Source organism: Pseudomonas sp. PDM18, from assembly GCF_014852585.1.
In the GTDB taxonomy this organism is placed as follows: Bacteria; Pseudomonadota; Gammaproteobacteria; order Pseudomonadales; family Pseudomonadaceae; genus Pseudomonas.
The window spans coordinates 229265-248620 of sequence record NZ_JACVBX010000002.1 but is presented as its reverse complement, the minus strand read 5'-3'; the positions used below and the strand labels follow the sequence as shown (position 1 = coordinate 248620).

The following is a 19356-nucleotide window of genomic DNA, read 5'->3' as shown; positions in this document are numbered from 1 at the left end:
CTAACGGCAAAAGGGTGTTACAACCAAAGGATACCCCCCGGAGGGTATCAGGAGTTCCGGACGCCAGTCTTCAGGAAAAAGGCATAGCGGAATAGTAGTGGATGATACTCCAGCGATGGAGTCCTTTGCAGAGGGATATCAGCATGCTCAGCGGTAAGGTCAAGTGGTTCAACAACGCCAAGGGCTACGGTTTCATCCTGGCTGATGGCCGAGATGAGGACCTGTTTGCTCACTACTCGGCAATCCAGATGGATGGCTACAAGACTCTCAAGGCCGGCCAACCCGTCAGTTTCGAGATCCTGCAAGGTCCGAAGGGGTTGCACGCGGTGAACATCCAGCCCGTCAACGCCAATGCATCCACCCCGTCCGCACAAGCTGCCCCGAGCAGCGAGGTAGAGAACCTCACGGCGGAAGCCTGATTCGTCACGGATCAGACGAAACGAAAAAGGCCGGCAGCAAGCCGGCCTTTTTCATGGGCGAAGCATCACCCGGTTACATCTTGGCGATGATCGCGTCGCCGAATTCGGAGCACGACAGCAGCTTGGCACCGTCCATCAGTCGCTCAAAGTCGTAGGTCACGGTCTTGGCGGCGATGGCACCATTCACACCGTCGATGATCAGGTCGGCCGCTTCCGGCCAACCCATGTGGCGCAGCATCATCTCGGCCGAAAGAATCACCGAGCCCGGATTGACCTTGTCAAGACCGGCGTACTTGGGCGCAGTACCGTGGGTCGCCTCAAACATGGCCACCGAATCAGAGAGATTGGCGCCCGGCGCGATACCGATGCCACCCACCTCCGCCGCCAGGGCGTCGGACAGGTAGTCGCCGTTCAGGTTGAGGGTGGCAATGACGTCGTACTCGGCCGGGCGCAGCAGGATCTGCTGCAGCATGGCGTCGGCGATCACGTCCTTCACCACGATATTCTTGCCGGTAGTGGGATTCTTGAACTGCATCCACGGGCCGCCATCGAGCAACTGGGCGCCAAACTCGTCACGAGCCAGCTCATAGCCCCAGTCCTTGAAGGCACCCTCAGTGAATTTCATGATATTGCCCTTGTGAACGATGGTGACCGAACTACGGTCGTTGTCCACGGCGTATTGCAGAGCCTTGCGCACGAGGCGCTTGGTGCCTTCCTGGGAAACCGGCTTGATGCCGATACCGCAGTTTTCGGTGAAGCGGATTTTCTTGACACCCATTTCCTCGGTCAGGAACTTGATGACCTTCTGCGCCTCCGGAGTGCCGGCCTTCCATTCGACCCCGGCATAGATGTCTTCGGAGTTCTCGCGGAAAATCACCATGTCCACGTCACCGGGCTTTTTCACCGGGCTCGGCACGCCTTCGAACCAGCGCACCGGACGCAGGCAGACATACAGGTCGAGCTGCTGGCGCAGTGCCACGTTCAGCGAGCGAATACCACCACCCACCGGGGTGGTCAGTGGGCCTTTGATCGAAACGACGTAATCGCGAACGGCATCCAGGGTTTCCTGGGGCAGCCAGGTGTCCTGGTCGTAGACTTGGGTGGCTTTCTCGCCCGCGTAGACTTCCATCCACGCGATCTTGCGGTCGCCCTTGTAGGCTTTCTCGACGGCAGCGTCGACGACCTTGATCATGACCGGGCTGATATCGACGCCAATGCCATCACCCTCGATGTAGGGGATGATCGGGTTCTTCGGTACATTCAAGGACATATCGGCGTTGACGGTGATTTTGTCACCGGCCGGCACCTGGATCTTTTGGTATCCCATGCTGAACTCCGCTTTTTGATTGAAACCCTCTTGCAGCCACTGAGGGTAGCTCACAAGTCGGTAATCGAACTACATCATTCCTTAGTCTAAAAAAGGGACACGCTTCACCCTGCCTTTAGGGTGGTATACTGGCCGGCATGACTTAATGGTCATCGAGGTCCGAGCAGTCTGGGACCAGACTCTCTCCTCGCAGCGGCGCACGTCCCCACCAGGATCCCGCCGTACAACGCTCTACTGGCGCCCCAATATCCCCGCGGCAAATCTCGAAGGTCGGTCAACCACTTCGTTGAACGCAAGCGTGTACCAACGCGATTCGAGACTCTGTGCGCGCCCAGCAAAGAAGAGAGTTAGAACGAGATGTCCATCCGCTCGAAGATCACCTACACCTTCACCGACGAAGCACCCGCCCTCGCGACCTATTCGCTTCTTCCCATCGTAAAAGCCTTTGCCGCCTCCGCCGGCATCGACGTCGAGACCCGCGACATCTCTCTTTCGGGCCGTATCCTGGCCTCCTTCGCTGACAAGCTCGGCGACAAGGCGATCGAAGACGATCTGGCCTATCTGGCCCAACTGGCCACCGACGCCAAAGCCAACATCATCAAGCTGCCGAACATCTCCGCTTCGGTACCGCAGCTCAAGGGCGCCATCGCCGAGCTGCAGAAGCTGGGCTACGCCGTTCCGGACTTCCCCGAAGACCCGCAGACCGACGAAGAGAAAGACACCCGCGCCCGCTACGCCAAGGTCCTGGGCAGCGCCGTGAACCCGGTCCTGCGTGAGGGCAACTCCGACCGCCGCGCCCCGGCCGCCGTAAAAGCTTACGCGCGCAAACACCCGCACAGCATGGGCAAGTGGAGCATGGCTTCGCGCTCCCACGCCGACTACATGCGTGGCGGCGACTTCTTCTCCAGCGAGCAATCGGTCACCATTCCGAAAGCCGGTGAAGTCCGCATCGAGTTCGTCGGCAAGGACGGCAAGGTCGAAACCAAGAAGACCCTGAAGATGCAGGACGGGGAAGTCCTCGACAGCATGTTCATGAGCTGCAGCAAACTGCGCGCCTTCTTCGAGAAGACCCTGCAGGACTGCAAGGAAACCGGCGTCATGTGGTCCCTGCACGTCAAGGCCACCATGATGAAGATCTCCCACCCGATCGTCTTCGGCCACGCCGTCACCGTCTACTACAAGGACGTGTTCGAGAAGTACGGCCAGCTGTTCGAAGAGCTGGGCGTGAACCCGAACAACGGCATCTCCAGCGTCTACGACAAGATCAAGTCGCTGCCGGCCTCCCAGCAGGAAGAAATCCTGCACGACATCCACGAGGTGTACAGCCACCGTCCGGAAATGGCGATGGTTGATTCGGTCAAGGGCATCACCAACCTGCACATCCCCAGCGACGTGATCGTCGACGCCTCCATGCCGGCCATGATCCGCAACTCGGGTCAGATGTGGGGCAAGGACGGCAAGCAGAAAGACACCAAGGCGGTAATGCCGGAAAGCACCTACGCCCGCATCTACCAGGAAATGATCAACTTCTGCAAAACCAACGGCGCATTCGACCCGACCACCATGGGCAGCGTACCGAACGTCGGCCTGATGGCGCAGAAGGCCGAGGAATACGGCTCCCACGACAAGACCTTCGAACTGGAAGCTGACGGCGTGATGCGCGTTGTCGATGCCGACGGCAAGGTCCTGATGCAGCACGAAGTGCAGGCCGGCGACATCTGGCGCGCCTGCCAGACCAAGGACGCCCCGATCCGCGACTGGGTCAAGCTGGCCGTTACCCGTGCCCGCGCCTCCAACACCCCGGCCATCTTCTGGCTGGACCCGGAACGCGCCCACGACAACGAGCTGCGCAAGAAGGTCGAGCTGTACCTGAAAGACCACGACCTGACCGGCCTGGACATCAGCATCAAAGGCTACAACGAAGCCATCCGCACCAGCATGGAACGCCAGATGCGCGGCCTGGACACCATCTCGGTGACCGGCAACGTCCTGCGCGACTACCTGACCGACTTGTTCCCGATCATGGAACTGGGCACCTCGGCCAAGATGCTGTCCATCGTTCCGCTGATGGCGGGCGGCGGCATGTACGAAACCGGCGCCGGCGGCTCGGCTCCGAAACACGTACAGCAGCTGGTCGAAGAGAACTACCTGCGCTGGGATTCACTGGGCGAGTTCCTGGCCCTGGCGGTCTCCTTCGAGGAAGAAGGCATCAAGACCGACAACGCCAAGGCCAAGATTCTGGGCAAGACCCTGGACATCGCCACCGGCAAGCTGCTCGACAACAACAAGTCGCCGTCGCGCAAGATCGGTGAGATCGACAACCGCGGCAGCCACTTCTACCTGGCCATGTACTGGGCACAGGCCCTGGCCGAGCAGAACGACGACGCCGAGCTGAAAGCCCACTTCGCCGACCTGGCCAAGACCCTGACCGAGAAGGAAGCGGCCATCGTCGCCGAACTCAACGGTGTACAGGGCAAGCCGGCGGAAATCGGTGGCTACTACCGTTCCGACGCGGAGCTGACCAGCAAGGTCATGCGCCCGAGTGCGACCTTCAACGCCGCGATCGACGCACTGGCGTAAGCCGCTTCGTGTGACACCAGAACCCCCGGACCTTCCCGGGGGTTCTGCTTTCTGCACCCCGCCACGTTAAACTCGCACCTTTTCGCCCCAACGAGATCATGACCATGCGCTGGCTAGCACACGTCACCGTCGCCACCATCGTCGAAGACCAGGGCCGCTTCCTGCTGGTGGAGGAAATGTCCGCTGACAAAAAGCAGGTCTTCAACCAGCCCGCCGGCCACCTGGAAGCCAACGAGACCCTGCTCGAGGCCGCCATGCGCGAAACCCTCGAGGAAACCGGCTGGGACGTGGAGCTGACCGCCGTCACCGGCATCTACCTGTACACCGCGCCGAGCAACGGCGTGACCTACCAGCGAGTCTGCTTCGCCGCGCGCCCCTTGCGCCATCATCCCGAGCGCGAGCTCGACGACGGCATCCTCGGCGCCCGCTGGATGACTCGCGAAGAATTGGCCGCACAGCCCGAGCGCTGGCGCAGCCATCTGGTGTTGCGCTGCATCGACGACTACCTGGAAGGCGAACGCTTCCCGCTGGCCCTGATCCGCGACTGAGCCAAGCCCAAATCGGCAGCCGAGCCTCTACCGCTCGGCTCTGGTAGAATCGCCCTCTTTACCTGCGTTCGTGACCCGCTGCCATGTCTGACTCACTCAAAGCCCCCCAGAACACCCGCGTCATCGTCGGCATGTCCGGCGGCGTGGATTCTTCCGTCTCCGCCCTCCTCCTCAAGGAACAGGGCTACCAGGTGGAAGGTTTGTTCATGAAGAACTGGGAAGAGGACGATGGCACCGAGTACTGCACCGCCATGACCGACCTCGCAGACGCCCAGGCTGTCTGCGACCGTATCGGCATCAAGCTGCATACCGCCAACTTCGCCGCGGAATACTGGGACAACGTCTTCGAGCACTTCCTTGAGGAATACAAGGCCGGTCGCACACCGAACCCGGACATCCTCTGCAACCGCGAAATCAAGTTCAAAGCCTTCCTCGACTACGCCGTTGCCCTGGGCGCCGACCTGATCGCCACCGGGCACTACGTGCGCCGCCGCGACATAGACCGCCGCAGCGAGCTGCTCAAGGGCCTGGACCCGAACAAGGACCAGAGCTACTTCCTCCACGCCGTGGGTGGCGAGCAGATCGGCAAGACCCTGTTCCCGGTCGGCGAACTGGAGAAGCCCGAGGTTCGCGCCATCGCCGAGAAATACGGCCTGGCCACTGCGAAGAAGAAGGACTCCACCGGCATCTGCTTCATCGGTGAGCGCCGTTTCAGCGACTTCCTCAAGCAGTACCTGCCGGCCCAGCCGGGGAACATCGAGACCACCGACGGCACCATCATCGGCAAGCACGTCGGCCTGATGTACCACACCATCGGCCAGCGCCAGGGCCTGGGCATCGGCGGCCTGAAGAATGCCGACGACAGCCCCTGGTACGTACTGGAGAAGGACCTGGTGCGCAACGTCCTGGTCGTCGGCCAGGGCAACGACCACCCATGGCTGTTCTCCCGCGCCCTGCACGCCTCGCACATCTATTGGGTCAACCCCATCGACCTGGACCAGCCCAAGCCCCTGCGCGCCAAGGTGCGCTACCGCCAGGCCGACCAGGACTGTGTGCTGGAACGCACCGAGAACGGTTACCGCGCCGTCTTCGACGAGCCGCAGCGCGCCGTCACCCCCGGCCAGTCCGTCGTCTTCTATGACGGCGAAGTCTGCCTTGGTGGCGGCGTCATCGAATCCGCTGAACCCGCGTTCGCTAAGGACCGTAAATGAGCGATCTGCACGACCAGATCATCGCCCTCTCCGGCATCTTCGAAGCCGCCTCCCTGGTAGACCGCCTCGCCCGCACAGGACAGATTCCCGAGGCGCCGCTGGGCTGCATGCTCGGCAGCTTGCTGGTGCGCGACCCGAAGACCACCCTCGACGTCTACGGCGGCGACACCGCCAACCTGCGCGAGGGCTTCCGCGCGCTGGTCAGCGCCCTCGAGCGCGACCCCAACAGCCTGCAGCGCGAGCCGCTGCGCTACGCACTGTCGCTGATCGGCCTGGAGCGCCAGCTCAACAAGCGTCCCGACATGCTCGACATCATGGGCACCCGCCTGGACCAGGTTCAGCAGCAAGTGCAGCACTTCGGCCTGGTCCACGAGAACGTCATCGCCTCCTGCGCCGGCCTCTACCAGGACACCCTGAGCACCTTCCGCCAGCGCATCCAGGTACATGGCGACATGCGCCACCTGCAGATCAACGCCAATGCCGCGCGCATCCGCGCCCTGCTGTTGGCGGGCATCCGCTCCGCGCGCCTGTGGCGACAGCTCGGCGGCAACCGCTGGCAGATGCTGTTCAGCCGGAAGAAAATGCTGAACGAACTGCGCCCCCTGCTTCGCGGCTGAAACACGCCCTTCCGGTCGTCGCAAGGGCGACCGGTTCGCGCCATTCATGTATGATGTGCGCCCTTTTCGTTGACCGACAGCTACGAGAACGCCCCATGCAGCTTTCCTCCCTTACCGCGGTATCCCCCGTTGACGGCCGTTACGGCAGCAAGACCAGCGCCCTGCGTCCGATTTTCAGCGAATACGGCCTGATCCGTTTCCGCGTCCTGGTGGAGGTTCGCTGGCTCCAGCGTCTCGCCGCCCACGCCGGCGTCCCTGAAGTCGCGCCTTTCTCCGCCGAAGCCAACGCCCTGCTGAACCAGCTGGCCGACGACTTCCAGCTGGAGCACGCGCAGCGCATCAAGGACATCGAGCGCACCACCAACCACGACGTCAAGGCCGTGGAATACCTGCTCAAGGAACAAGCCGCCAAGCTGCCGGAACTGGCCAAGGTCAGCGAGTTCATCCACTTCGCCTGCACCTCCGAGGACATCAACAACCTGTCCCACGCCCTGATGCTGCGCGAAGGCCGTGACACCGTGCTGCTGCCGCTGATGCGCCAGATCGCCGACTCCATCCGCGAACTCGCGGTGAAGTTCGCCGACGTGCCGATGCTCTCGCGCACCCACGGCCAGCCGGCCTCGCCAACCACCCTGGGCAAGGAACTGGCCAACGTCGTCTACCGCCTGGAGCGCCAGATCAAGCAGGTCGCCTCGGTCGAGCTGCTCGGCAAGATCAACGGCGCCGTGGGCAACTACAACGCCCACCTGTCGGCCTATCCGCAAGTGGACTGGGAAGCCAACGCCCGCGAATTCATCGAAGGCGACCTGGGCCTGAACTGGAACCCCTACACCACCCAGATCGAGCCGCACGACTACATCGCCGAGCTGTTCGACGCCGTGGCGCGCTTCAACACCATCCTCATCGATTTCGACCGCGACATCTGGGGCTACATCTCTCTGGGCTACTTCAAGCAGAAGACCGTCGCCGGCGAGATCGGCTCCTCGACCATGCCGCACAAGGTCAACCCGATCGACTTCGAGAACTCCGAAGGCAACCTGGGTATCGCCAACGCCCTGCTCCAGCACCTGGCCAGCAAGCTGCCGATTTCCCGCTGGCAGCGCGATCTGACCGACTCCACCGTGCTGCGCAACCTGGGCGTAGGTTTCGCCCACAGCGTCATCGCCTACGAAGCCAGCCTGAAAGGCATCGGCAAGCTGGAACTGAACGCCGCGCGCATCGCCGACGACCTGGACGCCTGCTGGGAAGTCCTGGCCGAGCCGGTACAGACCGTCATGCGCCGCTACGGCATCGAGAACCCCTACGAGAAGCTCAAGGAACTGACCCGCGGCAAAGGCATCAGCGCCGAAGCCCTGCAGGTGTTCATCGAAGGCCTCGACATGCCGGCAGAAGCCAAGGCCGAGCTGAAGAAACTGACCCCCGCGAACTACATCGGTAACGCTATCGCCCAGGCCAAGCGCATCTGAGATTCGCCCTGACTTTGCACGCCCGGCTGTGCCGGGCGTTTTTGTTTCAAGGACTTAACCATGAATCCTGCTATTCCTCTTCAGCTTTTGGGCGGCATCAGCGCCGAAGAATTCCTCCGCGATTACTGGCAGAAAAAGCCCCTGCTGGTGCGCCAGGCCATCCCCGATTTCAAGAGCCCGCTGGACCCTGACGAGCTGGCCGGCCTTGCCCTGGAAGAGATGATCGAATCGCGCATCGTCCTCGAACACGGCGACAGCCCGTGGGAGCTGCGCCGCGGCCCGTTCCAGGAAGACACCTTCAGCCGGATGCCCGAGCGCGACTGGACCCTGCTAGTGCAAGCCGTCGACCAGTTCATCCCGGAAGTTGCCGAACTACTGGAACACTTCAAGTTCCTGCCCAGCTGGCGGATCGATGACGTGATGATCAGCTACGCCGCACCGGGCGGCGGCGTCGGCCCGCACTTCGACAACTACGACGTGTTCCTGCTGCAGGGCCACGGCCGCCGCCGCTGGAAAGTCGGCCAGACCTGCGACGCCAGCAGCCCGATGCTGCCCCATGCCGACCTGCGCATCCTCGCCGAATTCGAAGAAAGCGCCGACTGGGTGCTGGAGCCCGGCGATATGCTCTACCTGCCGCCGCGCATTGCCCACTACGGCATCGCCGAAGACGACTGCATGACCTACTCGGTCGGCTTCCGCGCACCCAGTGCCGCCGAAGTGCTGACCCATTTCACCGACTTCCTCGCCCAGTTCCTCTCCGACGAAGAGCGCTACAGCGACGCCGGCATGGCGGCGATGAAAGGTGACTTCGACCAGCACCAGATCCAGCGCGACGCCCTCGACCGCCTGAAAAACCTGCTGCAAGAGCACATGAGCGATGAACGCCTGCTGCTCACCTGGTTCGGCCAGTTCATGACCGAGCCGCGCTACCCGGAACTGGTGGCTGGCGAGGAGATCGAGGAAGACGACCTGACCACCGCCATCAAGGACGGCGAAGTGCTGATCCGCAACCCCAGCGCCCGCATGGCCTGGAGCGAAGTGGACGTCGGCCTGCTGCTGTTCGCCAGCGGCCAGACCGTGGTCCTGCCGGAAAAACTGCGCGACCTGCTCAAGCTGGTGTGCTCGGCCCAGTCGCTGCATGAAGGGAATCTCGGCCAATGGCTGGCCGACGACGATGGGCGTAAGCTCATCGGAGAACTGATCAAACAGGGCAGTCTGGAGTTTGCCGATGAGTAGCAAGATCAGGGTTCGCGTCGCGGACTGGCAGAAGGATAATGCCGATCTGCGGCGCATTCGCGAGGCGGTGTTCATCGCCGAGCAATCGGTCCCGCCGGAACTCGAATGGGACGCCGAGGATGTCGAAGCCGTGCACTTCCTGGCCTTCGAAGGCGATTACGCCATCGGCACCGCCCGCCTCCTGCCGGACGGGCACATCGGCCGGGTGTCGGTCCTCAAGGACTGGCGCGGCCTGAAGGTAGGCGACCTGCTGATGCGCGCCGCCATCGAGCAGGCAGAAAGCCAGGGCCTGCAGCGCCAGTTGCTGACGGCCCAGGTCTACGCCATTCCCTTCTACGAACGGCTAGGCTTTCAGGTAGCCAGCGGCGAATTCCTCGACGCCGGCCTCCCCCACGTGGACATGGTGCGCGAGAGCGCCTGAGCAGCGACTCAAAGGAGCGACATGGAAAACGCCCCGGACCAAGACGATCTCCCGGTAGAACTGCCGGACATCGAGTTCCAGTCACCGGGGCGTTTTGCCGTCCACAACCCGCCCAGCGAAGCGCTGCCGCCCGAAGCCTTGGAGCCTGCGCCTTTCCGCCTCGGCGAGGGTGACCAGCTGCACCGTTTCAGCAAGCCGGATGACGCCCGCGCCCATGCGCTGGCACTGATCCAGCAGGCGCGCCGCACGCTCTACCTCTATACCCCCGACCTGGAGCCGTGGCTGTATCACCACAGCAGCATCCAGGAAGCCTGCACCCAGCTACTACTGGGCAATCCGCGCAATCGCCTGATGATTCTGGTGCGCGACAGTAGCCGCGCGGTGAAGGAAGGCCATCGTCTGCTGAACCTCAGCCGTCGGCTGTCCAGCTACTGCCAGATCCACCGGATCAATCCCGACTACCCGAGCGAGGAGCATGCCTTTCTGCTCGCTGACGACTGCGGCCTGCTGCTGCGCCCGGAGCCAGGCGAGTACGCCGGTTACGCGCACTACAACAACGCTGGCCGCGTCCGCCAACTGATCGCGCAATTCGAACAGACCTGGAACACCAGCGTCCTCGACCCGAACCTGCGGAGTTTCCTGATTTGAGCCAACACACCCTCGCCCTGATGCTCGTCTGCGCGATCAGCTTCGCCGCCACCGCAGCGCCGCGCACCGAGATCATCCCGCTCAACTACCGCACCGCCGAAGACGTGCTGCCGGTGGCGCAGCAGGTCCTGGGCAATGAAGGCCGGGTTAGCGCCTACGGCAACCAGCTAGTGGTGAACGCCGAGCTGGCGAAGATCCGCGAACTGCAGCAGGTGCTCGAACAACTGGATACGCGCCCGCATCAGCTGCTGATCAGCGTCGATACACTCGATGGCAGCCAGGGCAGCCAGAGCGGCTACTCGGTAAACGGCTCGGTGAGCGCCGGCAATGTGGAAATCCAGGCGGGTCGCGGCGAAGTCAACGGCCGCGACCAGGTGCGCATTATCAATCGATCCACCAACAGTCGCGGAGGCGGCACCCAGCAGGTGCGCACCACCGAGGGTTCGCCCGCCTTCATCCAGGTCGGCCAGAGTCAGCCGGTGACCAACGCCGGCATCGGCCCCTACGGCCAGGTCTACAGCCAGACCGAATACCGCGACGCCAACCAGGGCATGTACGTGACCGCCAGCCTCACGGGCAACCTGGTACACATCACCCTGAGTACCCGCAACGACCGCTTCAACGGCAATTACCAGGGCTCGATGAACACCAGTTCGGCGGACACCACCGTCAGCGGCCCCATTGGCCAGTGGATCGACGTAGGCGGCGTCAGCCAGAGCAACCAGAGCACGCAAAGCGGCTACACCCGCCAGTACAGCACCCAGGGGCGCAGCGACAGTACCCTCCGGGTGAAGGTCGAAGTGCTCGACTAATCCTTCCGTAGGTGACTTGCCAGTCCTCGTTAGACCTTCGTGTAGTAGTCCAAAAAAAACACTACAAAACGTTTGACGAACGCTCGTTTGAAAGTGCATGATGGCTTCGCTCCCGCTAACCAGAGGGTCTCAAAGCCCTCCGGACCGAGCCTGTGGCCCACCCGCCGCGCTGGTCCGTGTTGTTAAGCCCACAAGGCGGATCGACGAGGTTGCGACTGGCAAGAGGTTGTCCTGAGGGACGGGGAAGCAAGCCTTAGCAACAGTACGAAGTGACGGATTCAGCCGTCCACCATTGCCCAACGGCTGCCACGAGCCGGCAAGCGATTCTGGATGTCACCGCTGCAGTCACCCGTCTGTACGCCGCTCTACCCCCACTCCTCCAGCGTCACTCCTTCTTTTCGGTCGTACCTTCGCCATCCCGCGGCGAGCAACCCGCAGTCAATTCCGTGCAGATACGGGTTTTGAGTGGGTAGTCGGTGCTCAACCACACACATACTTTGAAGGATTGACCATGTCCGCTTATCAAAACGACATCAAGGCCGTTGCCGCTCTGAAAGAGAAAACCGGTAACAGCTGGAGCGCTATCAACCCCGAGTCGGTTGCCCGCATGCGCGCTCAGAACCGCTTCAAGACTGGTCTGGACATCGCCAAGTACACTGCGGCCATCATGCGCAAAGACATGGCCGAGTATGACGCCGACAACTCCGTCTACACCCAGTCCCTGGGCTGCTGGCACGGCTTCATCGGCCAGCAGAAGCTGATCTCGATCAAGAAGCATCTGAAGACCACCAACAAGCGCTACCTCTACCTGTCCGGCTGGATGGTTGCCGCGCTGCGTTCCGACTTCGGCCCGCTGCCCGACCAGTCCATGCACGAGAAGACTGCCGTTTCCGGCCTGATCGAAGAGCTGTACACCTTCCTGCGCCAGGCTGACGCTCGCGAACTGGATCTGCTCTTCACCGCCCTGGACAGCGCTCGCGCTGCCGGCGACAAGGCCAAGCAGGACGAAATCCAGGCTCAGATCGACGGCTACGAAACCCACGTAGTACCGATCATCGCCGACATCGACGCCGGCTTCGGCAACCCGGAAGCGACCTACCTGCTGGCCAAGAAAATGATCGAAGCCGGTGCCTGCTGCATCCAGATCGAGAACCAGGTTTCCGACGAGAAGCAGTGCGGCCACCAGGACGGCAAAGTGACCGTTCCGCACGAAGACTTCCTCGCCAAGATCAACGCCGTTCGCTACGCGTTCCTCGAGCTCGGCGTTGACGATGGCGTGATCGTTGCCCGTACCGACTCCCTGGGCGCCGGCCTGACCAAGCAGATCGCCGTGACCAAAGAGCCGGGCGACCTGGGCGACCAGTACAACTCCTTCCTGGACTGCGAAGAAGTTTCCGCTGCCGAACTGCAGAACGGCGACGTGGTGATCAACCGCGGCGGCAAGCTGCTGCGTCCCAAGCGCCTGGCTTCCAACCTGTTCCAGTTCCGCAAGGGCACCGGCGAAGACCGCTGCGTCCTGGACTGCATCACCTCGCTGCAGAACGGCGCCGACCTGCTGTGGATCGAAACCGAGAAGCCGCACGTTGGCCAGATCAAAGGCATGGTTGACCGCATCCGTCAGGTCATCCCGAACGCCAAGCTGGTTTACAACAACAGCCCGTCGTTCAACTGGACCCTGAATTTCCGCCAGCAGGTGTTCGATGCATTCGTCGCCGAAGGCAAGGACGTTTCCGCCTACGACCGCGCCAAGCTGATGAGCGTCGAGTACGACGAAACCGAACTGGCTCAGGTTGCCGACGAGAAGATCCGTACCTTCCAGCGTGACGGTTCCGCCCACGCCGGCATTTTCCACCACCTGATCACCCTGCCGACCTACCACACCGCCGCGCTGTCCACCGACAACCTGGCCAAGGGTTACTTCGCCGACCAGGGCATGCTGGCCTACGTGAAGGGCGTTCAGCGTCAGGAACTGCGTCAGGGTATCGCCTGCGTGAAGCACCAGAACATGGCCGGCTCGGACATCGGCGACAACCACAAAGAGTACTTCGCTGGCGAAGCCGCTCTGAAAGCCTCGGGTAAAGACAACACCATGAACCAGTTCCACTAAGAACTGGCTCAACCAGCCCCTCGGGGCTGGGAGACTCCGCAAGACCCCGGCCCCGGCCGGGGTCTTGCTTTTTGTGTCTGGCCGAATTGCGCTTGGCCGAACCGCCAGCAACCCCTTCCCCGCCCGCCAAGGGCAGAACCGCTTCGACGTGCCAGCCTCGGGCTTCCTTTATATGAACGGAACGCCCCATGAGCAATAAACCCAAGCGCAACCGCCTCGCCCTCGCCGCCCACCTCATCCAGCGCCTGCCAAGCCGCCTCCACGAGCCGCTGCTGAGTCGCCTGTTCTGCTCTCAGGTGCGCTTTGCCGGAACCGCCGGCGTACGCATCCAGTGGCTCTCCAATGATGAAGTGAGAATGAGCCTGGCCAACCATCGCCGCGCCCGCAATCACATCGGCGGCTTACATGCCGCAGCCATGGCGCTGCTGGCCGAGTCCGCCAGCGGCTGCATGGTCGGCATGAACCTGCCCGATCACAAGCTGCCGCTGATCAAGACCCTCAAGGTCGACTACCTGCTTCGGGCCAGCGGCGGCCTGCGCGCCATCGCCACGCTGACGCCGGAACAGCGCCGCGCAATGCGGGACGATGATCGCGGCGAGGCGCTGGTGAAGGTGACCCTTCTGGACGAATCGGGGGCCGAACCGGTGCGCTGCGAGATGCGCTGGGCGTGGATTCGGAAGGGAAATTGAACCACCCGGATGCGGGGGCGACCAACGAGTTCACAGAGGGATAATTCGAAGTCACATACCAGGCGAAATAAAAGCCGCGCCGCTTATATGTAGTAAAGTTACGGATATACGACACCGCAAATGATAATTCTTATCATTTATGGGTGCCGATTTATTGCGGATAAATACCTCGAAAGTACTATTCGACCAAAGCCGAAGTGCCGTCACACTAGGCATCCAGAGCCGCGCAAACAGGGCGCTACGGGAAATGCAAAAGGCTTTTGCCCGAAATAGAAGCATCTGTTTGTGTTGGAAAAATTTACTTGCTGAAGGCTTTGGGCATAAAATTGGAAAGATCACCTGAACCCTTAGCTCACTATCCTTGAGTTGTCGGGTTCGCAGTACTCGGGCGTTGCGCCCGAAACCCAAGACAATCGCTTTTTGTAGGAAGGAGTATCGGCATGCCCAATCCAGCTGAACTTGCAGCTCAACACTGGGGACTCGCCGCCTTCCTTTTAGGAGTGCTGGGCCTGCTCGCCTTCATGCTAGGGGTTTCCAGCCTTCTTGGCAGTAAGGCATTTGGTCGCAGCAAGAACGAACCGTTCGAATCGGGGATCGTTCCTACCGGCAGCGCCCGCCTGCGCCTGTCCGCAAAATTCTATCTGGTCGCGATGCTCTTCGTGATCTTCGACGTCGAAGCCCTCTTCCTCTTCGCCTGGTCCGTGTCCGTCCGTGAAAGCGGTTGGGCCGGTCTGATCGAGGCAACCATTTTCATAGCAATTCTGTTGGCAGGTCTTGTCTACCTGTGGCGTATCGGCGCGCTCGATTGGGCGCCGGCGGCACGTCGCGCACGGCAGGCGAAGCTAAAACAATGAGGCTTTGGCGATGCAATACAAACTTACCCGGATCGATCCGGATGCGCCCAATGATCAATACCCGATCGGCGAACGCGAAACGGTAGAAGACCCGCTCATCGAAGGGCAGGTCCACAAGAACATCTTCATGGGCAAGCTCGAGGATGTTCTCAACGGTGCGGTGAACTGGGGTCGCAAAAACTCCCTGTGGCCGTACAACTTCGGGCTGTCCTGCTGCTACGTGGAGATGACCACGGCGTTCACCGCGCCGCACGACATCGCCCGTTTCGGCGCCGAAGTGATCCGTGCATCGCCGCGCCAGGCTGACTTCATGGTCATCGCCGGCACCTGCTTCATCAAGATGGCTCCGGTCATCCAGCGCCTGTACGAGCAGATGCTGGAACCCAAGTGGGTGATCTCGATGGGGTCGTGCGCCAACTCCGGCGGCATGTACGACATCTACTCGGTCGTTCAGGGGGTCGACAAGTTCCTCCCCGTGGACGTGTACATCCCCGGCTGCCCGCCCCGTCCGGAGGCGTTCCTGCAAGGCCTGATGCTGCTACAGGAATCCATCGGCCAGGAGCGTCGCCCGTTGTCCTGGGTTGTAGGCGATCAAGGCGTCTATCGCGCCGACATGCCTGCCCAGAAGGATCTCAAGCGCGAACAGCGCATTGCGGTCACCAACCTGCGCAGCCCCGACGAAGTGTGATCCGGCCCTCCACGAGAGGCCCGTTTTCACTCCACCGTTGACCGAGTGACTTAAAGACTATGAATGCAGACTCCGCTCTGTACATCCCGCCTTACAAGGCAGACGACCAAGATATCGTCGTCGAACTGAATTCCCGCTTTGGCGCCGAGACCTTCACCGTCCAGGCCACCCGCACCGGCATGCCGGTGCTCTGGGTTGCCCGTGAGCGCCTGATCGACGTCCTTACCTTCCTGCGCAACGTGCCCAAGCCTTACGTCATGCTCTATGACCTGCACGGTGTCGACGAGCGCCTGCGCACGCATCGTCGCGGCCTGCCGGGCGCAGACTTTAGCGTGTTCTACCACCTGATGTCGCTCGAACGTAATAGTGACGTGATGATCAAGGTGGCTTTATCCGAAGGCGACCTCAATGTGCCCACCGCCACACGTATCTGGCCGAACGCCAACTGGTACGAGCGTGAGGTCTGGGACATGTACGGGATCACCTTCAATGGTCACCCGCACCTGACCCGCATGCTGATGCCGCCCACCTGGGAAGGTCACCCGCTGCGCAAGGACTACCCGGCGCGCGCCACCGAGTTCGACCCTTACGCGCTGTCCGCCGCCAAGCAGGACCTCGAGCAGGAAGCCCTACGCTTCAAGCCCGAAGACTGGGGCATGAAGCGCCACGGCGAGAACGAGGACTTCATGTTCCTCAACCTCGGCCCTAACCACCCGTCCGCGCACGGTGCGTTCCGCATCATCCTGCAACTGGATGGTGAAGAGATCCTCGACTGCGTTCCGGAGATCGGCTACCACCACCGTGGCGCCGAGAAGATGGCCGAGCGCCAGTCCTGGCACAGCTTCATTCCGTACACCGACCGTATCGACTACCTCGGCGGCGTGATGAACAACCTGCCGTACGTGCTCTCGGTCGAGAAGCTCGCCGGCATCAAGGTACCGCAGCGCGTCGACGTCATCCGCATCATGATGTCGGAGTTCTTCCGCATCCTGAACCACCTCCTCTATCTGGGTACCTACATCCAGGACGTGGGCGCGATGACCCCCGTGTTCTTCACCTTCACCGACCGCCAGCGTGCCTACAAGGTCGTCGAAGCCATCACCGGCTTCCGCCTGCACCCGGCCTGGTACCGCATCGGCGGCGTCGCCCACGACCTGCCGCGCGGCTGGGACAAGCTGGTCCGCGAGTTCCTCGACTGGATGCCCAAGCGCCTGGACGAGTACGAAACCGCCGCCCTGAAGAACAGCATCCTGCGTGGTCGTACCATCGGCGTTGCCGCGTACAACACCAAGGAAGCGCTGGAATGGGGTACCACCGGCGCCGGCCTGCGCGCCACCGGCTGTGATTTCGACCTGCGTAAAGCCCGCCCCTACTCCGGCTACGAGAACTTCGAGTTCGAAGTACCGCTGGCGGCCAATGGCGACGCCTACGACCGCTGCATGGTCAAGATGGGTGAGATGCGCCAGAGCCTGCGCATCATCGAGCAGTGCCTGAAGAACATGCCCGAAGGCCCGTACAAGGCCGACCACCCGCTGACCACGCCGCCACCCAAAGAGCGCACGCTGCAGCACATCGAAACCCTGATCACCCACTTCCTGCAGGTTTCCTGGGGCCCGGTCATGCCGGCCAACGAAGCCTTCCAGATGGTGGAAGCGACCAAGGGCATCAACAGCTACTACCTGACGAGCGATGGCAGCACCATGAGCTACCGGACCCGCATCCGGACGCCCAGCTTCCCGCACCTGCAGCAGATTCCGTCGGTGATCAACGGCAGCATGATCGCTGACCTGATCGCCTATCTGGGCAGTATCGACTTCGTTATGGCCGACGTGGACCGCTGATCATGAGTACCCTTATCCAGACAGATCGTTTCGAACTCAGCGAAACCGAGCGCTCGGCCATCGAGCACGAAATGCATCACTACGAGGACTCCCGCGCGGCGTCCATCGAAGCCCTGAAGATCGTCCAGAAGCAGCGCGGCTGGGTGCCGGACGGCGCCATTCCGGCCATCGCCGACATCCTCGGCATTCCGGACAGCGACGTCGAAGGCGTGGCGACCTTCTATAGCCAGATTTTCCGCCAGCCGGTCGGCCGCCACATCATCCGCGTCTGCGACAGCATGGTCTGCTACATCGGCGGCCACGAGTCCGTAGTCGGCGAGATCCAGAAGCAGCTGGGCATCGGCCTCGGCCAGACCACCGCCGACGGCCGCTTCACACTGCTGCCGGTGTGCTGCCTGGGCAACTGCGACAAGGCCCCGGCGATGATGATCGATGACGACACCTTCGGTGACCTGCGTCCCGACGGCGTCGCCAAACTGCTGGAGGCCTACGCATGAGTCGCCTCACCTCCTATGGCACGCCCAACCGCACCGCGCGCGCGCCTGAAACCCATCCGCTGACCTGGCGCCTGCGTGACGACGGCGCCCCGGTCTGGCTGGAGGAGTACCAGTCGAAGAACGGCTACGCCGCCGCGCGCAAGGCGCTGGCACAGATGGCCACCGACGACATCGTCCAGACCGTCAAGGACTCCGGCCTCAAGGGCCGCGGCGGTGCGGGCTTCCCCACCGGCGTGAAGTGGGGCCTGATGCCCAAGGACGAATCCCTCAACATCCGCTACCTGCTGTGCAACGCGGACGAGATGGAGCCCAATACCTGGAAGGACCGCATGCTCATGGAGCAGCTGCCGCACCTGCTGGTGGAAGGCATGCTGATCTCCGCGCGCGCCCTCAAGGCCTACCGCGGCTACATCTTCCTGCGCGGCGAGTACGTCGACGCCGCCCGCAACCTGAACCGCGCCCTCGATGAAGCCAAGGCCGCCGGCCTGCTGGGCAAGAACATCCTCGGCAGCGGCTTCGATTTCGAGCTGTTCGTGCACACCGGCGCCGGCCGCTACATCTGTGGCGAAGAGACCGCGCTGATCAACTCGCTGGAAGGCCGCCGCGCCAACCCGCGCTCCAAGCCGCCCTTCCCCGCCGCCGTTGGCGTCTGGGGCAAGCCGACCTGCGTGAACAACGTCGAGACCCTGTGCAACGTGCCAGCGATCGTCGAGCACGGCGTCGACTGGTACAAGGGCCTCGCCCGCCCAGGCAGCGAAGACATGGGCACCAAGCTCATGGGTTTCTCCGGCAAGGTGAAGAACCCCGGCATCTGGGAGCTGCCCTTCGGCCTTCCGGCGCGCGAGCTGTTCGAGGACTACGCTGGCGGCATGCGCGACGGCTACAAGCTCAAGGCCTGGCAGCCGGGCGGCGCCGGTACCGGCTTCCTCCTGCCGGAACACCTGGACGCGCTGTTCTACGCTGGCGGCGTCGCCAAGGTCGGTACTCGTATGGGTACCGGTCTGGCCATGGCGGTGGACGACAGCGTCAACATGGTTTCCCTGCTGCGCAACATGGAAGAGTTCTTCGCCCGCGAGTCCTGCGGCTGGTGCACTCCGTGCCGCGACGGCCTGCCGTGGAGCGTGAAGGTCCTGCGCGCGCTGGAGAAAGGCGAAGGCGCCCAGGGCGACCTGGAGACCCTCGAGCAGCTCGTCAACTTCCTCGGCCCAGGCAAGACTTTCTGTGCTCACGCACCGGGTGCCGTCGAGCCGCTGGGCAGCGCACTGAAGTATTTCCGTCCCGAGTTCGAAGCGGGCATTTCCCGCCAGGCTCAGGCCGTACAAGCTCCGCAGACCGTCGGCGCTTGATGCTTTGATCGCCGGGCGCTGCGCCCGGCGTTGTTTCGTTGTAGTGCCG

General features: G+C 62.4%; 18 protein-coding genes. 17 read left to right on the top strand and 1 reads right to left on the bottom strand.

Annotation, left to right across the window (positions count from 1 at the left end):
* The first annotated feature begins 143 nt into the window (after positions 1-143).
* Complete coding sequence (cspD, locus tag IB274_RS05935; protein WP_192431106.1) at positions 144-419, top strand: cold shock domain-containing protein CspD; 276 nt, start codon at positions 144-146, stop codon at positions 417-419.
* Between the two features lie 73 nt (positions 420-492).
* Here the strand turns inward: cspD and icd are convergent, their stop codons facing one another.
* On the bottom strand, positions 493-1746 hold the full coding sequence (gene icd, locus IB274_RS05930) for an NADP-dependent isocitrate dehydrogenase (RefSeq protein WP_192431105.1): 1254 nt from the start codon (positions 1744-1746) through the stop codon (positions 493-495).
* Between the two features lie 357 nt (positions 1747-2103).
* On the opposite strand from icd, the gene IB274_RS05925 reads away from it, so the two are divergent.
* From IB274_RS05925 to nuoF, 16 genes are all read left to right on the top strand, one after another.
* A complete protein-coding gene (locus IB274_RS05925; protein WP_192431104.1) occupies positions 2104-4326 on the top strand; it encodes an NADP-dependent isocitrate dehydrogenase in 2223 nt (740 codons plus the stop codon).
* A gap of 104 nt (positions 4327-4430) precedes the next feature.
* Positions 4431-4874 carry an NUDIX hydrolase gene (locus tag IB274_RS05920; RefSeq protein ID WP_192431103.1) on the top strand — a complete coding sequence of 148 codons (444 nt, stop codon included), beginning with the start codon at positions 4431-4433 and terminating at the stop codon, positions 4872-4874.
* A gap of 83 nt (positions 4875-4957) precedes the next feature.
* Positions 4958-6085 (top strand): tRNA 2-thiouridine(34) synthase MnmA, encoded by a 1128-nt coding sequence (mnmA, locus tag IB274_RS05915; RefSeq protein ID WP_192431102.1) that lies wholly within the window; start codon positions 4958-4960, stop codon positions 6083-6085.
* A complete protein-coding gene (gene hflD / locus IB274_RS05910; RefSeq protein ID WP_192431101.1) occupies positions 6082-6702 on the top strand; it encodes a high frequency lysogenization protein HflD in 621 nt (206 codons plus the stop codon). Before mnmA ends, hflD begins: the two co-directional genes overlap by 4 nt.
* 95 nt (positions 6703-6797) lie before the next feature.
* Entirely contained in the window at positions 6798-8168 is a 1371-nt protein-coding gene (purB, locus tag IB274_RS05905) for an adenylosuccinate lyase (RefSeq protein WP_192431100.1), read from the top strand.
* Positions 8169-8228: 60 nt separating this feature from the next.
* Entirely contained in the window at positions 8229-9404 is a 1176-nt protein-coding gene (locus tag IB274_RS05900; RefSeq protein ID WP_192431099.1) for a cupin domain-containing protein, read from the top strand.
* Complete coding sequence (locus IB274_RS05895) at positions 9397-9825, top strand: GNAT family N-acetyltransferase (RefSeq protein ID WP_017517103.1); 429 nt, start codon at positions 9397-9399, stop codon at positions 9823-9825. The genes IB274_RS05900 and IB274_RS05895 overlap by 8 nt, the downstream gene beginning before the upstream one ends.
* A gap of 21 nt (positions 9826-9846) precedes the next feature.
* On the top strand, positions 9847-10473 hold the full coding sequence (locus IB274_RS05890) for a histone acetyltransferase HPA2 (protein WP_192431098.1): 627 nt from the start codon (positions 9847-9849) through the stop codon (positions 10471-10473).
* A gap of 20 nt (positions 10474-10493) precedes the next feature.
* A complete protein-coding gene (locus IB274_RS05885; RefSeq protein WP_192431474.1) occupies positions 10494-11285 on the top strand; it encodes a secretin N-terminal domain-containing protein in 792 nt (263 codons plus the stop codon).
* A gap of 511 nt (positions 11286-11796) precedes the next feature.
* Complete coding sequence (locus IB274_RS05880; RefSeq protein ID WP_192431097.1) at positions 11797-13392, top strand: isocitrate lyase; 1596 nt, start codon at positions 11797-11799, stop codon at positions 13390-13392.
* Positions 13393-13580: 188 nt separating this feature from the next.
* Positions 13581-14081 (top strand): DUF4442 domain-containing protein, encoded by a 501-nt coding sequence (locus tag IB274_RS05875; RefSeq protein WP_192431096.1) that lies wholly within the window; start codon positions 13581-13583, stop codon positions 14079-14081.
* 440 nt (positions 14082-14521) lie between these two features.
* Positions 14522-14935 (top strand): NADH-quinone oxidoreductase subunit A, encoded by a 414-nt coding sequence (locus IB274_RS05870; protein WP_017517108.1) that lies wholly within the window; start codon positions 14522-14524, stop codon positions 14933-14935.
* Positions 14936-14945: 10 nt separating this feature from the next.
* Positions 14946-15623 carry a NuoB/complex I 20 kDa subunit family protein gene (locus IB274_RS05865; protein WP_045214755.1) on the top strand — a complete coding sequence of 226 codons (678 nt, stop codon included), beginning with the start codon at positions 14946-14948 and terminating at the stop codon, positions 15621-15623.
* Between the two features lie 59 nt (positions 15624-15682).
* Positions 15683-17464: an NADH-quinone oxidoreductase subunit C/D gene (nuoC, locus tag IB274_RS05860; protein WP_081520488.1), complete on the top strand. Its 1782-nt coding sequence runs from the start codon at positions 15683-15685 to the stop codon at positions 17462-17464.
* The gene (gene nuoE, locus IB274_RS05855; protein ID WP_169887231.1) at positions 17461-17961 is read left to right on the top strand and encodes an NADH-quinone oxidoreductase subunit NuoE; all 501 of its coding nucleotides are present in this window, start codon (positions 17461-17463) and stop codon (positions 17959-17961) included. The genes nuoC and nuoE overlap by 4 nt, the downstream gene beginning before the upstream one ends.
* Positions 17958-19307 carry an NADH-quinone oxidoreductase subunit NuoF gene (gene nuoF, locus IB274_RS05850; RefSeq protein ID WP_192431095.1) on the top strand — a complete coding sequence of 450 codons (1350 nt, stop codon included), beginning with the start codon at positions 17958-17960 and terminating at the stop codon, positions 19305-19307. The genes nuoE and nuoF overlap by 4 nt, the downstream gene beginning before the upstream one ends.
* The last annotated feature ends 49 nt before the right edge of the window (positions 19308-19356 follow it).

What these genes read in the sequence shown, in the direction of transcription:
- IB274_RS05895 (WP_017517103.1), top strand. Translation starts at nt 9,397, where the DNA reads ATGAGTAGCAAGATCAGGGTTCGCGTCGCGGACTGGCAGAAGGATAAT.
- IB274_RS05920 (WP_192431103.1), top strand. Translation starts at nt 4,431, where the DNA reads ATGCGCTGGCTAGCACACGTCACCGTCGCCACCATCGTCGAAGACCAG.
- IB274_RS05885 (WP_192431474.1), top strand. Translation starts at nt 10,494, where the DNA reads ATGCTCGTCTGCGCGATCAGCTTCGCCGCCACCGCAGCGCCGCGCACC.
- nuoF (WP_192431095.1), top strand. Translation starts at nt 17,958, where the DNA reads ATGAGTCGCCTCACCTCCTATGGCACGCCCAACCGCACCGCGCGCGCG.
- IB274_RS05925 (WP_192431104.1), top strand. Translation starts at nt 2,104, where the DNA reads ATGTCCATCCGCTCGAAGATCACCTACACCTTCACCGACGAAGCACCC.
- IB274_RS05865 (WP_045214755.1), top strand. Translation starts at nt 14,946, where the DNA reads ATGCAATACAAACTTACCCGGATCGATCCGGATGCGCCCAATGATCAA.
- hflD (WP_192431101.1), top strand. Translation starts at nt 6,082, where the DNA reads ATGAGCGATCTGCACGACCAGATCATCGCCCTCTCCGGCATCTTCGAA.
- nuoC (WP_081520488.1), top strand. Translation starts at nt 15,683, where the DNA reads ATGAATGCAGACTCCGCTCTGTACATCCCGCCTTACAAGGCAGACGAC.
- IB274_RS05880 (WP_192431097.1), top strand. Translation starts at nt 11,797, where the DNA reads ATGTCCGCTTATCAAAACGACATCAAGGCCGTTGCCGCTCTGAAAGAG.
- IB274_RS05870 (WP_017517108.1), top strand. Translation starts at nt 14,522, where the DNA reads ATGCCCAATCCAGCTGAACTTGCAGCTCAACACTGGGGACTCGCCGCC.
- purB (WP_192431100.1), top strand. Translation starts at nt 6,798, where the DNA reads ATGCAGCTTTCCTCCCTTACCGCGGTATCCCCCGTTGACGGCCGTTAC.
- icd (WP_192431105.1), bottom strand. Translation starts at nt 1,746, where the DNA reads ATGGGATACCAAAAGATCCAGGTGCCGGCCGGTGACAAAATCACCGTC.
- cspD (WP_192431106.1), top strand. Translation starts at nt 144, where the DNA reads ATGCTCAGCGGTAAGGTCAAGTGGTTCAACAACGCCAAGGGCTACGGT.
- IB274_RS05875 (WP_192431096.1), top strand. Translation starts at nt 13,581, where the DNA reads ATGAGCAATAAACCCAAGCGCAACCGCCTCGCCCTCGCCGCCCACCTC.
- IB274_RS05900 (WP_192431099.1), top strand. Translation starts at nt 8,229, where the DNA reads ATGAATCCTGCTATTCCTCTTCAGCTTTTGGGCGGCATCAGCGCCGAA.
- IB274_RS05890 (WP_192431098.1), top strand. Translation starts at nt 9,847, where the DNA reads ATGGAAAACGCCCCGGACCAAGACGATCTCCCGGTAGAACTGCCGGAC.
- mnmA (WP_192431102.1), top strand. Translation starts at nt 4,958, where the DNA reads ATGTCTGACTCACTCAAAGCCCCCCAGAACACCCGCGTCATCGTCGGC.